This is a genomic window from Lacticaseibacillus pantheris DSM 15945 = JCM 12539 = NBRC 106106 (assembly GCF_001311175.1).
GTDB classification, from domain to species: Bacteria; Bacillota; Bacilli; order Lactobacillales; family Lactobacillaceae; genus Lacticaseibacillus; species Lacticaseibacillus pantheris.
The window spans coordinates 81,173-95,728 of the sequence record NZ_BBAI01000004.1; the positions used below are offsets into that span (position 1 = coordinate 81,173).

The following is a 14,556-nucleotide window of genomic DNA, read 5'->3' on the forward strand; positions in this document are numbered from 1 at the left end:
GGCCGTTTACTGTCTTCTTTGAAAAAAATTATCCACTTGATAAAATGTTCCAACAATGCAAGGCATCAGCATTGAAATGATTTGCCAATCTCTCTTTTTAGTAATTTGGCTGGTTTCTTTTTGAGGTAAATCCTCTTGTTCTAACAACCATCGTGCTTCCCAGTAATGAGTGGATAGCATGAACGCTAGGTATCTCATGTTAGTGTCAATTTGGGCATCTAGTGGCTCGCCTTTCACGATGTGGTTTCTGAATATCGCATCAGTATATTCACCTTTCGCTTGGTATAGTCGATTAAGCTTCTCCTTTTGTTGGGCATACTTGTCCTGTGCCTTTGGCACGGCTTTTCTTGAACGCCTAAATTGTGCCACCAAGTTTACTTTTTCGTCTAGACCGTGTAGTTCGCAAAAGTTTTGACGCCGCTTTTTGGCCTGCTTTTTGCCTATGACTGGTAAGTAGTCGAGTATTGTGGTGTTTTTATGATCGTAGTCATACCAAGACTCCAACAATTGTTTGTTAGTAGCGAATAGAGTTTGCTGTTGGTGAAGATGTTCCTTTATTTGGACCAGTAAAGATTCTTCTTTCTTAACTTGACCATCAAAGTCACGCTTATCACCATCTAGTATTAGCTGGATATCGTCAACAACATCCATTAATGCCTGGTGCAGTTCGTCACGATAGACTTCAACAGATGCGTTGAGCTCTGGAAACAATTGTTGGCAATTTGAAAGGAATGCCTTAGTATTTTCCGCTAAGGATTCTGGTGTGCTTAAATTATTGAGGTACTGATGCTCCCGTGCTGTAATTTTAGCATCTATACCACTTGTGCTTTTATATTTTTCAGGGGATACCAGGTAGAGCCCAAATGTTTTATTACCAGGCAACCAATGGTCAGCAAACATAGCTTGCTTGTCCGTAAAATTTTTGTATATCTTAGTTGCTGGCCAGATAATTTGACTGTCCTCGGGGAGGCTGGCAGCATGGGTAAAGCTACTAATAATGTTCGTAACTGCCTGATTATTGGTTGATGAGGCTACACACACTTTAGGGTATTCGTCCATAACAGCTGACTTAACCCACTCAGTGGCTATAACGCTTTGCAGTAATGATGTTTTTCCTGTCCCAGGAGGGCCGCTAATGGCAAGCACTTGTCCCGGCTTTAGAGCAGTATAGTTTGCCAATGCTTGTCTTTGAGTGTCAGTGAGTCCATGCTCTGGGTTCATTTGACCGAGATGGTTCACGTGTTCCTCAGATAGTTGTTGCGCAGTTAGAACATGTTGGCTTTTATGTGAAGAGTTAGGAACCATTGAGGAGAATAACGGTAAGTTTTTCTTGGTATCAATAATCTTTTCATATGTGCGTTGGATGCTAAAGGACATACCCGAATTTTGCTCGCCTAATACAATTCTGAATTTATTGGTTTCGTTGTCGTCTGATGAGTGATTTTTATTAAAGTGAAAATTTACAAGTGATTGATGAGTGAGTTTTTCAAACAGCTCTGCTGATTGTACTGCAAAGGTGTTCCAATCATCAGTGCTAAAAGGATTAACCTCAATTTGTGTATTAAACTGCGCTAGGTCCGCGATAGGAGGCTGACCTTGATTTTGTTCAGAATCTTCTAACACGGGGCTTAATAACTTTCTGGGAATCCATGGGAAATTGTGTTCTATTGGTGTGAGCTCGCCGTCAGATGATATTTTTGCTGGAATAACCATCGGCGCAGGATTTCTAGTGTTATTGCGAATTATGGGCATTATTAAAACGCTTAGGGTATGATCTGTTTGTTTTTTTTGGATGAGTGTGACTACCAAAATTTTCCCACGGACTGGGATGGAATCTTTCCTGCAAAAAAATCTTCTGGTTCAATGTCGACGGATCCTTGCGGCTTGGCGGGACTGTCAGTTAATACACTTTGTCGAAGGGTTTGTAGATAGTAATCGGCTAATTTTTTTACTTGTAATCATTTTTGTACCCCGCTAGTAGAAATGTTGTCGTTATACTACAGATATAGTCATAGTTTACATCATGTACATTGAGCGGCAAGGATAAATAACTCTATGATGTAATGTGGATTATTGATACCACGTAGAATAATCCTATCGCCGGCTGTAACTAATGGTGGGTTCACAATGTTAAGTGATTTGGTTTTAGCGGAGTCGTTGATTTTAGCTCTAGCAAATATATCATTGACACATTTAACTTAGGCAAGGTGGACTCGCAAAATAGCATCATACTTTTTGACCGTTAAATGCGTCATCAAGGATAAAAACCGTTGCACACAACCAATGTGTACGACGGTTTTAAAATGGCGATTAATTTCACTATCTACGGTTTCTCCGTCTCCCTCAACGAATCCGCAAACTAAACGGTGACACGGGATACCCAACATCATTATACAAGGTCGGTACCGGCGCATTGTCCCAGCAGTACCGGACGGCGGCTGCATTTGCCGGTAGGTCGATTGTCAATTCGTTGCTGGTAACCGTGGCTTTTGTTGCGGTGACCGTACGCCAACCTTTTTGAACTAATACTTGAACTTCGAGTTGACCGTTAACTTGCAGCTGGTGTGATTGGCCAACGCAGAAGGTTACGTGGCGTAATCCGTCTGTGGGTCCGTCTTCCGTGGTTATTTGTTGAACCTGAGGAGTATCGCAGTATCCTGCCGCATTTGCCATCACCGCCCCAATCCGTGTGCCGGGAGTACGTTTGTCAGTCGGGTGAATGTTGTGGCGCTCACCCGTGTCGACAATGGAGACTAAGTGCACGTTAGGTAATTCCCGTGCTACCTTTGCCTGCGCCATACGTAGCAGTGGCCAGGCATCGATAGGTTCGTCGTTATACTGGGGTAGCTGTACCACGTAAAATGGGAGCCGCGGCTGTTTCAGGTCAGCCCGCCAGCGATTGATCAGACCACTCAACAACGCCGTATACGCGTGCGGGTGGGGAGCATCGTTCTCGCCCTGATACCAGATGACGCTACCAAATGTGAACGGCACAATCTTACTGAACTCAGTATGGTATAGCCCTGATGGTCGGAAAAAGGCGGCTGGAGTCATCGGCGGTGGCCATGGGGTATGCCCAACCCTTTGTTTAACGATGTTTTGCCCTAAATACGGGTGTGCACGCATGTAGGCAGCCTTCTTTTGCTGGTAGGCATTGAACACGGCGTCGTACTCAGCATTCTCCTTGTCAAAAGTAGTTTGCGCAACACCATCAACTGCTCGGTGATATGCATCCATGTATGTGGCCTTTAGCGTTGGTTCCCGGTTTAACGCATCCGCGGGTAGCCAACATGACGCTGAGGTGCCGCCGCGATAGCATTCCACAATACCGATAGGGCCACGTTGCCCATTCCGTAGTAGTTCCAAAGCCGCGTAGAAGGCAATGGCGGAATGGGAGCCAAAATTGCTGGCGGATAGCTGGTGCCATGCAGGCGCAGGGGAGCCAGGTACGTTGTATGCCGGCTCGTCCTCCGTATCAATTGACGCCACCTGGTAACAACTGATTTCCGTAGTTGGGAAAGCCTGACGCAATTCGGCAGCGTGTTTTTCCTCGTCCAGGGTGAATTCAATGTTGGATTGACCCGCGGCCAGTATGACGGTGCCGAAGCGTACCTCCGTACTGGTGGTATTGTCCGAGGTCTCTACGTGCAGTTGAGCACTTGTGCCAACTTTGCCAGTAGGCACTGATACGAGCCAGGCTCCATCTTCGCTGGCCTCTGTCTGTACGTTTGCCTGGGCCAGTGACACCCGCACCTGCTGGTAGGGGTGGGCGTGACCGAAAATGTTGACGGTAGTATTGGCCTGCAAAATTGCGCCGTCACCAAACAGTGGCGCAAGCAGGGTATCTTTGACCAGGGTCTGCACAATCATTCATCCCCCATCAACTTCATGGCGTCATGCAGAATGTGTGCCCCGTTCATTAGCCCATAATCCTGCATGTTAATCACTTGTACCGGAATGTCTAGCTGTTTCTTGAGGTCTGGTAGCATGTATCGTACTTGCGGCCCGAGCATTAATACTGATGGATGCTCGCTTTCGAGCTCCTCTTCGGCATTCACTGCCGCAGTTGCGAACACTTTGTAGTCCAGTTTTTCCTTAGCTGCGGCTGCTTGAATGTGTTTTACGATGAGGCTGGTCGAAAAACCGCCAGCACATGCGAGCATAATTGTTTTGGTCATAGCATTTCCTCCATGTGAGAACCCTCGTTCAACTAATTCTATTGGCATCGCTTACAAGGATAGTGTATGCTCGTTCTACTTTCATGTCAATACATGAACATCGTCAGGTATATACATGAAGGAATGAATAAAAAGCCGGCGATTTGCCAGCTTCTAGATGCTCTTACCGCTTAGATACGTGTATTTATGGTGGACACTGTACGGATGATGATCAATGGACATGTCAAAGGGGCGGCCGTCCTCGAGGTATGTCGTCTGCTCTACCTGCAGAACGGGCTCGTCCGGAGCGGAGCCGAGATATTTAACGTCATCATCGCCGGCTTTTTCCGCTGAAATTATCCGGTACTGACTACCAACCTTTAGCCCGCGTTCCTCCTTGAGGAAGGTGTAAAAGGATCCGAGTAACGCATCCTTATCCAGGTTGGGGATGATTTTCATTGTGAGGAATGTATGCTCCAAACCGTAAGGCTCGCCATTGACAATGCGTAGCCGCTTGATTTCGTACACCGGCTCATTTGCTTCCAGCTCTAGCGCCTCCTGTACCTTGGCGTCCGGAAAGTGGATGTCGAAGTACAAGACCTTACTGGTGACCGGCACGCCGAGGTCCTTACTGAGACCCTCATAGGCGTTGACTGGCAACTGACCGGCGGGGCGACCAGGTTGCTTTCTGACCAGCGTACCGATTCCGCGCTGGGGGATCACCACACCGTCCTCAGCAAGAATATCCATCGCCCGCTTAATGGTCATCCGACTAACCGCCAGTTCACTGGCCAGCTCCTCCTGCTTGGGTAACAATTCTCCCGGCTTGTAGGTTTTATTGGCAATTCTTGATTTAATTTTTTTTTATAATGCGTGCATACTTTGGCTCACCCATTTTGGGACACCCTCCACAACGTTTTCAAGGTAAGTGTAACCTAGTGTGTTTGTTGATTCCACATTTTTGCTAGTGTACCGCCGCTTTGCGCGAGTTACCTCCGTAAACTGCATGGTACTAGGACTAAAAGTGAATCAGAGGCACCAGGGATACGTCGTGCGGACAATGCGATATCAAAACGCCACATAATACCGGTACCGTGAGCCCACATAGTAGTTAACACTATACTCCACGTAGCCCGACGCCTTATCAGAAATTTTCCGCACGCGCTTGAGCAGCGGCTCGGGCTTAGTAATCCGCAACAGGCGCGTTAGCTCACTGTCCGGCTCGATGGCCTCAACGTACTCGGACTGGTCCGAAACGTGAATGCCAAAGTTGCTGAGGTATTCGTACAGCGAGCCCATGTAGGTCTCTTCCTTGAGGCTGTAACCGGCCCGAAATGGGGTGACCGTATCCGCAAGGGTAATGACCTCGTTGTCCGCACCACGGAGACGCAATAGGTGGAGGACGGGGGTGCCGATTTCGACGTGTAGGTGGCGCCGCACCGATTCATCGGCGGGAATCCTTTCGACCTTGACCCACATGGTGACAGGCTTGCGGCCCAGCTCCAGCATTTCGTTGGTGTAACTTTTGACAATCGTGAAGCTCGACTTACTGGCATTATCGTTGGTGGATTTAACAAAGGTGCCCTTGGCCCGTAACCGTTCCAAATAGCCGGCTTCGACGAGGGAGCTTAAGGCGCGGCGTACCGTAATGCGGCTGACACCGTACGTTTGACCCAGTTGCTGTTCCGTGGGAATCCGCTTGCCGACGTCCCATTCGCCGCTCTCAATTTTAAAGCGTAGTTCATCTTCAATTTGCGAATATAGTGGTTGACCGTTATTAAGCATAGGCGTGCCTCCAGCTTCTTGGTTATATTGATATGACAATTATAACTTTACGTATAACAAATACAAACGGAACATACCAAGACCGCTAAAAACATAACATTGTAAGCCTTTACACGTGCGCCCCGTGTACCTATACTGAGTTTTGTAATAATGTTATAACAATCTGACAGAGGAGATGTTCGGTATGGCAATTGTATTTTTTTCGGGTAGATGAACGTATTATTCACGGACAAGTCATCACACGGTGGCTTTCGGAGGTGGACGCACAGGGAATCGTCGCAATTGATGATCAAGCCGCGAACGACCCCATCATTTCCAAGGTGCTGAAGGGAGCCGTGCCACATGGCCTTAAAGGCTTCGTCATGCCGGTGGAACGTGTGGCCAAACGCTGGGACGACATTGTTGGTAGCGACAAGAAGTACATGGTGGTAGCCAAGACGCCAGCGACGTACAAGCGGTTAATTGAGGCGGGTGTTGATATGAAGGCAGCCTTCCCCAAGATCAACGTGGGTCCGATGAGTGAAAAGGCCGAAGCCAAGAGCGTTGGTCCGGGTGCGAACGTCAGTGCTGACGACATGGATGCCTTTGAATTTCTCAGCAACCATGGCATGGAAATATACTTCCAGTTGGTTCCAGATTCCAAAAAAAACGAGTTGGGCAGAGGCACAGAAGGTATTTGGCTGATTTTCCGTGAGGAGGGAACAGCATGCTATTTATACAAGCGTTTCTTATTTCAGTTTTGTGTTACTTAGGGGCGTTAGGAACCCCGTGGCTATTCGGGTTAACTGGTGGTTGGTACACAATCTCCCGACCACTGGTGTCTGGGCTACTAATCGGGATTATCTGTGGTGACGTGCAGCAGGGGATTATCATCGGGGCGGCTGTTCAGGCGGTATACATCGCCATGGTAACGCCTGGTGGCCAGATGCCTGCCGACCTGAACTACATTGCTTACCCAGCAATTGCGTTGGCGGTGCTGTCACACGCGTCGACTGGTGTGGCCGTAACGATGGCTACCACGATTGGGATTGTGGGTACGGTCATCTTCAACTTCTTTCAGGTGGCCAATTCGTACTGGAACCACCGGGCTGAAAAAGCAATCGAGGAGGGCAACGAGCGGTCATTCCACTTTAACGCCATATGGGGTCCACAAATCTTCAGTTTCGTGCTCCGCTTTGTGCCGTCATTCCTGGTTATCTACTTTGGCTCTGGCTTTGCCAAGCAGATGTTGGCTGCAATGCCACAGTACCTGCTGGACGTGATGACCTTCCTTGGTGGCGCCTTACCGGCCTTGGGGATTGTGATGTTGCTGAACGTGGTCATCAAGAACAACTACATGTGGGTGTTCTTCCTGTTCGGCTTTGTGGCGGTAGTGTTCATGAAGCTCAACATGATTGCACTCGCCATGGTGGCAGCTATGGTCGCGGTGATTTACTTCTTTGCCATTTCTAGCAACGGCAAGTCGAACTCCAAAGATGACGGTCAGGACGGTAATGATGACGACGAGGAGGAATTCTGATGACTCAAAACGAGAACAAATCACTTCTAGACAAAAAGACCCTCAACAAGTCCTACGTGCGGTGGATGATGTACAACCTGGCTTCCACTAGTTATGAATTTTTGGAGGCATTCGGGTTCGCCTACGCGATGGAGCCGGTGCTCAAGAAGTTATACGCCAAGGATCCTCAGGAATTCAAGGACGCGATGAAGCGGCACTCAGTCTTTTACAACACCGAGCCGCAGTTGGGTGCTTTGGTAAACGGGATTACCGTTGGTTTGGAAGAGCAGCGCGCACAGGGCAACTCTGATATTGATGGCGACTTCATCAACTCCATGAAGATTGGGTTGATGGGTCCCCTAGCCGGGATTGGTGACTCCATGATCCCGGAAATGCTGATTCCTATCCTGCTATCCATCGGTCTGGGATTGGCTAGTGGCGGGAGTGTGTTGGGCCCGTTGTTCTACATTGTGGCCTACAACCTCATTATGGTGTTGGGCTCACGGTTCTTGTTCTACAAAGGGTATTCGCTGGGTGCGAAGTCGGTCGACCTGTTCGTTGGTGAGACAGCGCAGAAGGTAACTGCCGCCATTACGGTTTTGGGCACGGTGGTGACTGGTGGTGTGGCGGCGTCTTACGTCAAGGTGCCACTACCAATCGTCATCAAGATGTCGCACTCCACTATTGATATCCAGAAAACTTTGGATGGCATCTTCCCTGCATTAATGCCGCTGTTGGTGGTCGTTGTATCCTGGTACTTCATGTCGAAGAAGCACGTTTCGCCATTACGCTTGATTCTAGCGTACTTTGTCCTCGCCTTTGTGGGTTACGGGATTGCGTACGGCATCAAGGCAATGATGTAGTTGGAGGTTAATTATGCAATTACTCATGGTGAGTCATAAAGGCTTGGCGTCCGGAATGCTGAGTGCTGCCCAGTTCGTCGCGGGAGACGTTGTCAAAGCCGACGTCCTCGAAATGGACGACGCGGGGTTGGCCGATTACCAGATCCGCTTGGCGCGGGTGCTTGATTCCTATTCACGGTCAGAGCCGGTCACGCTCTTGTCGGATATTCCGGCGGGCTCTGCTGGTAGTGCGGCCTATGCGGCTTTGCAAAGTGGTGGATTTAACGTCACCTATGTGTCTGGCATTAACCTGGCGTTTCTGCTGGAGTTTGTGCTGACTGGAGACTTGGAGCAGGCGGTACAGGCCGGGAAGCAGGCTTTGGCTATCGTTAGTGATACCGGTAATGATGGCGCGGACGACGAAGATTTTTAGGCGGAACAATGATTTGAGGGTGAAACGGATGAAGTATAATTTAAGGCCAGAAACCAAGGTGGCCGGGCAAACGGTTGGTATTCAGGGTGCTGAAAATATTGTGACCACGCTGCGTCAACGGATTGCCAAAGTGGATGCTCGTGACGTAACGGTGGTGCTGGAGTTTTATCCTGGCGTCAACCGGCACGAAGTTGAGGACACCATTATTAGTCAGTTGGGCGCGGATAACATGGTTTATGCTGATGATTACGCTTTGCCAGCAGAGCGGGTCAACGCTAAGATTGCTGATTCCATCACGGATGACCGGGTGTTGGGCCGCATGACGCAATACAGGATGCACGAATTCTTCCCGAACTTGGACGGTGACCGTGCCGCAATTGGTGCCCAGCACGGACTGACAGTGGTGTACGGTACTGGTGCTAGCTTATTGGCACCACGGCACGACCTGCTAGTGTACTTTGATTTGACGCGGTGGGAGGTTCAGCTCCGCTACCGTGCGGGCTTGAGCAACTGGCGGCAAGATAATGCTGACGAGGACGCACTGCGTAAGTTCAAGCGGGGATACTTCTTCGAATGGCGCATTGCTGACCGGTTGAAGAAGCAACTACTACCGCACGTTGATTATCTGGTCGATTCGAACGTGGTTCACGAACCCAAAATGATTGATGGGCCGAGCCTCGTGGCTGGTCTGGAGCAGTTAACCGCCCAGCCTTACCGCACCGTACCCTACTTTGATGAGAGCGTATGGGGCGGGCAGTGGATGAAGGAACACTTTGACCTGCCAGACGACGTACCCAATTACGGCTGGGCATTTGACGGGGTACCGGAGGAGAATAGCATCATCCTGCGTTATGGCGATGTGCCTATCGAGGTGCCGGCGACGGATTTACTACTGAACGATCCGGAACCCATCCTGGGTGCAAAGGTGTATGCGCGTTTTGGGGCGGAGTTCCCCATCCGCTTTGATTATCTCGATACCGTTGGTGGTGGCAATCTGAGTCTACAGGTGCACCCGCTCACGCAGTACATCAAGGATCGGTACGGCATGAATTACACCCAGGATGAGAGTTACTATATTCTGCACGCTGAAGAGGGTGCATCCGTATACCTGGGCAACAAGCCCAACGTGGACAAAGCAGCGCTGGCCGAAGTTCTCCGTGCGGCGGAGCGAGGCGACGAGCAGTTTCCCGACGATAAGTACATCAATAAGTTTCCCGCTAAGACGGGTGACCACTTTCTGATTCCCGCCGGCACGGTGCACTGCGGCGGTGGTAACACGGTCATTCTGGAAATTAGTGCGACACCGTACATCTTTACCTTCAAGATGTGGGACTGGGGGCGGATTGGACTGGATGGTAAGCCGCGGCCACTCCACGTTGAGGAGGGGCTGGACAATATTCGGCTTGAACGTGACACGCAGTGGGTGCAGGACAACCTGATTAATCAGTTCGTACCGGTGGGTCATAACCAGTACGAACGGGTGGATAAGACTGGTCTGGCGACGGACACGGAGTTTATTGAGACGTATCGACACGAAATCAATACGGTGGCGCACCTGAGTAATCACCATAGCGTCAACATGTTGAATATGGTTGATGGGCAGGAGGCCAAAGTGGTTAGTCAGGACGGCTCGTTTGATGATTTTACCGTGCACTTTGGCGAGACGTTCATCGTGCCGGCCAGCGTCAACGAGTATGAGATTCGCAATATGTATCCAGAACGACCAATCAAGGTCATTCAGGCATTCGTCAAGTGAAGGACGTGTTAATGTGTTTAATCCGGGATTTCCAGTCAGTGTGAACCACCAGTTAATGACGTTTGAGTACGGGCCAGGCGTCTTTGGTCCCCAAGTGGAACAACGGCACCTGGACGATATTCGGCCGAGTCTGCTGGATCCGCATGCCCAGGGCCCTGATGTGGTGTACTCAATTGCAATGGATATCGGCCTGGATGCAGACCGTGCGGACCTTGAGCAACGGATGCTCCTGTTTGGTGCGGTCACTTATGCGGCGGGTAGAATCGGGCGTGAACCCGTGCGCAGTCAGGGCCATATCCACGCCATCTCGCCGTCATGTAATTACTCGACGGCCGAGGTTTACGAGGTGTGGTCGGGTAAGTGTATTGTGTTAATGCAGGAAACGGCGCAGGACATTCCGGGGCGTGTGTACGCCGTCACGGCTAACCCGGGGGAAGTGCTGATTGTCCCGCCTGGGTGGGCGCACGCGACCATTAATGGTGATCCTGATACCCCGCTGTCCTTTGGTGCTTGGTGTATTCGTGATTATGGCTTTGAATATGCCGATGTACGGGCACACCACGGCTTGGCGTTTTATCCTATTTTAGATGATGGTGGTGCTATCAGCTGGCAACATAACGACAATTATGATGATGTCCAGCTCATTGAAAAGCGGCCACAGGACTATCACGCGTTGGGGATGGTCGCGGGCACTCCGATTTATCAGCAGTACCGTGAGAACCACGACCAGTTCAACTTTGTCACCCGGCCGCAAGAATACATGGATGTGTGGCGGAATTATGAACCATAAAAGGGGAAAAGTTCATGGATACTAGACTGAATACGGATGGTGATTTAGTGGGTGACGTGACTACTGGCGAGACTCACAAAGGTGCGTTGCGCGACCTGATGTTGGCCCCCGAATCATTTCGTGACGGTGAACAGGATGACATTGCCTACTGGGTGGAGTCTGACCACAACGGTGTTGAGCAGGGCCAAAGTGGCGGGCTGTTCTTTGGGGTATCACACTTGCATGCGGGAACGGTGGGGGATGAGTTTATCTTTACCCGCGGACACTACCACGAGGCCCGCGATACGGGCGAATACTACTGGGGATTAGCCGGTGACGGGCTACTACTGTTGCATTTTGACGACGGTAACGAAAAGTTGTTACCCATTGGCCCTGGCATTGTGCGCTACATTCCCGGCAATGTTGCCCACCGATTGATTAATATTGGTGATGACACTTTAAGTGTGGGTGCCGTTTGGCAGGCCGTTTCCGGGCATGACTACCGCGGTGCACTCGTGTTTAAGAGCCACGTGATGAAGACTGGTGAGGGGTATCGGGTGATTAACAAGTAGATATTTGATGTTAATTCAATAGGTATCCCTAGCCCTCTGGCATTAGCTGGAGGGCTTATTTTGACTTTCATTGGGATGGGTTAGAATGATTTGAATATATAATTGATTACTATTTCAGAACAAAGTCCTTAATTAGTTCGTAAAGCAAAGCAATCTCATAGTCTTGCACCTGGATATTGAATTTCTGTTCAATTGGCTGAAAGATGCCACTAGATATAGCGAAGAATTCTTGTTCCTGCTTTGTTAACGTCGCTCGGCTAATTGAGTTATTGCTCGGCCTACTGGTCATCATACGTTCAATCATTAAGGATAGGTGCATGTACAAGTTGAGTTTGATTCTAGAACTGAATTTGACGCTGTAAAAGTCTTCGTAGTGGTCAACAATGCGCTGACTTTCTTGAATAACAATATCAGGATTCAGTATTTGAAGACGACCACGAATACCTTCAATTGACAGAAAGCGTACTAGACGATCCACTAGCTCGTTTATGGAATGCGTGCTTTCACCGCAATTGCGAAGAATAGTTTGGATTTTTAAAGCGGCGGATTTATCGAAGATATTGTACACATTCATTATTTCGATACCAATATCGCTGGCGACATCAGTGGTTGTCATAATTAATTGGGTATTGGAAAAAAAACTTTTGATCATGATTGGTGAGCAGAGTATTTAGTTCTTTGTAATCAACTGTAATCACTTCAATATCAGACGAAAGTGTTGTGTTAATTAACTTTTTAATCTCCTCAGAAAGACCTACGCCTGACATGCAGGAGACAATAATATTCTTCTTGTTTGATAGACCTTCAAAATATTGTGTTTCCGTTGTTTCTCCATAATGTTCACTTGCTTCAGCAATAGATTGGAATTCATCGTTACGTTGGATTCGCAGACCAATATCTAAGGCCATTGCCGTTGTCACGTTGTTCACTACTAGTAATTCTTGATCTGAAACGGACTTAATCTCCCTAAACATTTGTCGTAAAGAACCCATGTCAAATAAAACAATGTTGCCTTTAGCCGATGGGCTTTGGTTAGATAGATATTCACTAACATGACTACTAATTTGATCAATTGTTACATCAATCGGCATATCAAATGCTCGAATACGTAATTACCACACAATGAATTTGCTACCTGCTGAATACTTGACGCAGTATTTTCGCCGTGCGAAAGCAAAATTGCATTATACTTTACAGACTCAATTGAGCTTGCACAGTTGGTCATTATCATGAAAAAAAGGTAAGTAACAGTATGGATTTTGTTCTTGTTGTTCATTTAAATTGTTTAAAAGCTGTGTGAAAAGATAGTAACTTCTTGGATAGCGATGCTTAATGGCCTTTTGCATTTGCCTAGCTGACTGAGTATCGGTCAGGTTATCCCGGCAAATCCCAGCAAAGACGAATCCCAGTGCTACGTTTTCCCAGAAGGTCTCGTCTCTAGGAAATTTAATTCCATAGTTGTGACTAATACATTTTGTAATTGTCTTTTGCACAGTTTGTGCAACCGAAAATAGAATCTTGTCATTCGATATAGTATCGATTTGGTTAAGCACTTTACTAAGAATAAATTGTTGTTCGGTTATTGACTCGCCATTGGTTAGCGAATCATTAAGCTTTTTTTAGCATGGAATCGGTCGTTGGACCAAGCTGCAGCGCGCTTGTTACTAACGATTTGATTCCTATTCGTAAATTTTGTTGATGCGGGGTCACCAAAATTGCGGCATCAGACGATGATCCTAACAATAAGTGTGTGTGATCTGGAGCCTTTGCATATGCATCAGCACAGAGTAACTGTACACGGTTGTTTAGTGCCGTAATGTTGTTGATGTGCTCAAAATTAGCTAAATTGATTAATTCACTTGGTGTAATCTGAATATCCGTATTAAGTTGGTCAGACTGTTGTTGAAGATAAAATGCAGCGAACTCAACGCGTTCGTTGAGCGGAAGACTACTGAATGAATTAAGCTTTAGTTGGACCGCCGCGCTTTTGAACCAAACACGAGCGGTCTCGAAAATATCATCAGTACCCGAATAGATATAGCGGAAGCTCTCGCTCTGCTGCTGGCTAGTGTGTGTAAAAAGGTAGTGTTGATCCGATGTGCTTAGCATCTGAATGTTTTTAACGTATATGTAAACCGCCTCGGTCGCGATATCTGAAGCTGTAGTAGTGTTCACACTTTGCAACTTCTTTTTTTAGTGTACCCACCTGATCCTTATAGTTTGCGCAGTCGATAAGTTTGAACACAGCGTTTGTGGATAATACATTTCGACGAATAGATTCGTGGTAGATTGCCTGCGCAAATGGCAGCTTGCCGCTTCCCGATGGTCCGGTAATAAAGATTGGCAGACCGTGTCTGGGATAAACGATGGCTTCAATGGCTAGCTGGATGTTAGTGCTCAAACTGCCATTACTTCCGATTAGGTCGTCAAATGCTGAATGTTCTCGCTTAATTTGCCAGTAAACTGGACGACTACCAGTTTTGATCAGTTTGCCTGTCTTATGCAGTTTGGACAAATAATTACTGGTTACACCACGAGTCAGGCCGACTGCCTCGGCTGCCTGCGTGGTCGTAATTCGCTCAGTTGGAAATTGTTCCAAAAGCTGACCATAAATTCTGTCTATTGCGTTCAAGAAAGTCACCTCGTTTTAATCACTATTTACGTAATTTAAGCACAACAACTTCGTGACTTTTAATGCTTCTGTGCTTAACATAATCATTGTAAGCGCTAGCCTTTATGACGTC

Annotated in this window: 12 protein-coding genes and 1 pseudogene; 7 read left to right on the forward strand and 6 right to left on the reverse strand. The window is 48.0% G+C overall.

Annotation, left to right across the window (positions count from 1 at the left end; genetic code table 11):
* Positions 1 to 6 precede the first annotated feature (6 nt).
* The 5 genes from JCM12539_RS02765 to JCM12539_RS02785 all read right to left on the reverse strand — a co-directional run bounded on the left by JCM12539_RS02765 (position 7) and on the right by JCM12539_RS02785 (position 5,942).
* Positions 7 to 1,809: a DEAD/DEAH box helicase family protein gene (locus JCM12539_RS02765; protein ID WP_054649077.1), complete on the reverse strand. Its 1,803-nt coding sequence runs from the start codon at positions 1,807 to 1,809 to the stop codon at positions 7 to 9.
* Between the two features lie 534 nt (positions 1,810 to 2,343).
* Positions 2,344 to 3,870: a sialate O-acetylesterase gene (locus JCM12539_RS02770; RefSeq protein WP_054649079.1), complete on the reverse strand. Its 1,527-nt coding sequence runs from the start codon at positions 3,868 to 3,870 to the stop codon at positions 2,344 to 2,346.
* Positions 3,867 to 4,178, reverse strand: a complete 312-nt coding sequence (locus JCM12539_RS02775) for a PTS sugar transporter subunit IIB (RefSeq protein ID WP_054649081.1) — start codon at positions 4,176 to 4,178, stop codon at positions 3,867 to 3,869. Before JCM12539_RS02775 ends, JCM12539_RS02770 begins: the two co-directional genes overlap by 4 nt.
* Before the next feature lie 153 nt (positions 4,179 to 4,331).
* The gene (locus JCM12539_RS02780; protein ID WP_225350211.1) at positions 4,332 to 5,015 is read right to left on the reverse strand and encodes a GntR family transcriptional regulator; all 684 of its coding nucleotides are present in this window, start codon (positions 5,013 to 5,015) and stop codon (positions 4,332 to 4,334) included.
* A gap of 210 nt (positions 5,016 to 5,225) precedes the next feature.
* Entirely contained in the window at positions 5,226 to 5,942 is a 717-nt protein-coding gene (locus tag JCM12539_RS02785) for a GntR family transcriptional regulator (protein WP_054649085.1), read from the reverse strand.
* 257 nt (positions 5,943 to 6,199) lie between these two features.
* On the opposite strand from JCM12539_RS02785, the gene JCM12539_RS02790 reads away from it, so the two are divergent.
* From JCM12539_RS02790 to JCM12539_RS02820, 7 genes are read left to right on the forward strand one after another with little or no spacing between them, the layout of a single operon-like run.
* A complete protein-coding gene (locus tag JCM12539_RS02790) occupies positions 6,200 to 6,694 on the forward strand; it encodes a PTS sugar transporter subunit IIB (RefSeq protein WP_439645112.1) in 495 nt (164 codons plus the stop codon).
* The gene (locus tag JCM12539_RS02795; protein WP_054649087.1) at positions 6,649 to 7,461 is read left to right on the forward strand and encodes a PTS mannose/fructose/sorbose/N-acetylgalactosamine transporter subunit IIC; all 813 of its coding nucleotides are present in this window, start codon (positions 6,649 to 6,651) and stop codon (positions 7,459 to 7,461) included. Before JCM12539_RS02790 ends, JCM12539_RS02795 begins: the two co-directional genes overlap by 46 nt.
* The gene (locus JCM12539_RS02800) at positions 7,461 to 8,303 is read left to right on the forward strand and encodes a PTS system mannose/fructose/sorbose family transporter subunit IID (protein WP_054649089.1); all 843 of its coding nucleotides are present in this window, start codon (positions 7,461 to 7,463) and stop codon (positions 8,301 to 8,303) included. Before JCM12539_RS02795 ends, JCM12539_RS02800 begins: the two co-directional genes overlap by 1 nt.
* 13 nt (positions 8,304 to 8,316) lie before the next feature.
* Positions 8,317 to 8,715, forward strand: coding sequence for a PTS sugar transporter subunit IIA domain-containing protein (locus tag JCM12539_RS02805; protein WP_054649091.1), 399 nt, complete (start codon positions 8,317 to 8,319; stop codon positions 8,713 to 8,715).
* Between the two features lie 28 nt (positions 8,716 to 8,743).
* A complete protein-coding gene (locus JCM12539_RS02810; protein ID WP_054649093.1) occupies positions 8,744 to 10,471 on the forward strand; it encodes a class I mannose-6-phosphate isomerase in 1,728 nt (575 codons plus the stop codon).
* A gap of 13 nt (positions 10,472 to 10,484) precedes the next feature.
* Positions 10,485 to 11,261, forward strand: coding sequence for a glucose-6-phosphate isomerase family protein (locus tag JCM12539_RS02815; RefSeq protein ID WP_225350204.1), 777 nt, complete (start codon positions 10,485 to 10,487; stop codon positions 11,259 to 11,261).
* A gap of 14 nt (positions 11,262 to 11,275) precedes the next feature.
* A complete protein-coding gene (locus JCM12539_RS02820) occupies positions 11,276 to 11,812 on the forward strand; it encodes a glucose-6-phosphate isomerase family protein (protein WP_054649095.1) in 537 nt (178 codons plus the stop codon).
* A 109-nt stretch (positions 11,813 to 11,921) separates the two neighbouring features.
* Here JCM12539_RS02820 and JCM12539_RS02825 read toward each other — a convergent pair.
* Positions 11,922 to 14,444, reverse strand: a pseudogene (locus tag JCM12539_RS02825) (PRD domain-containing protein).
* Positions 14,445 to 14,556 lie beyond the last annotated feature (112 nt).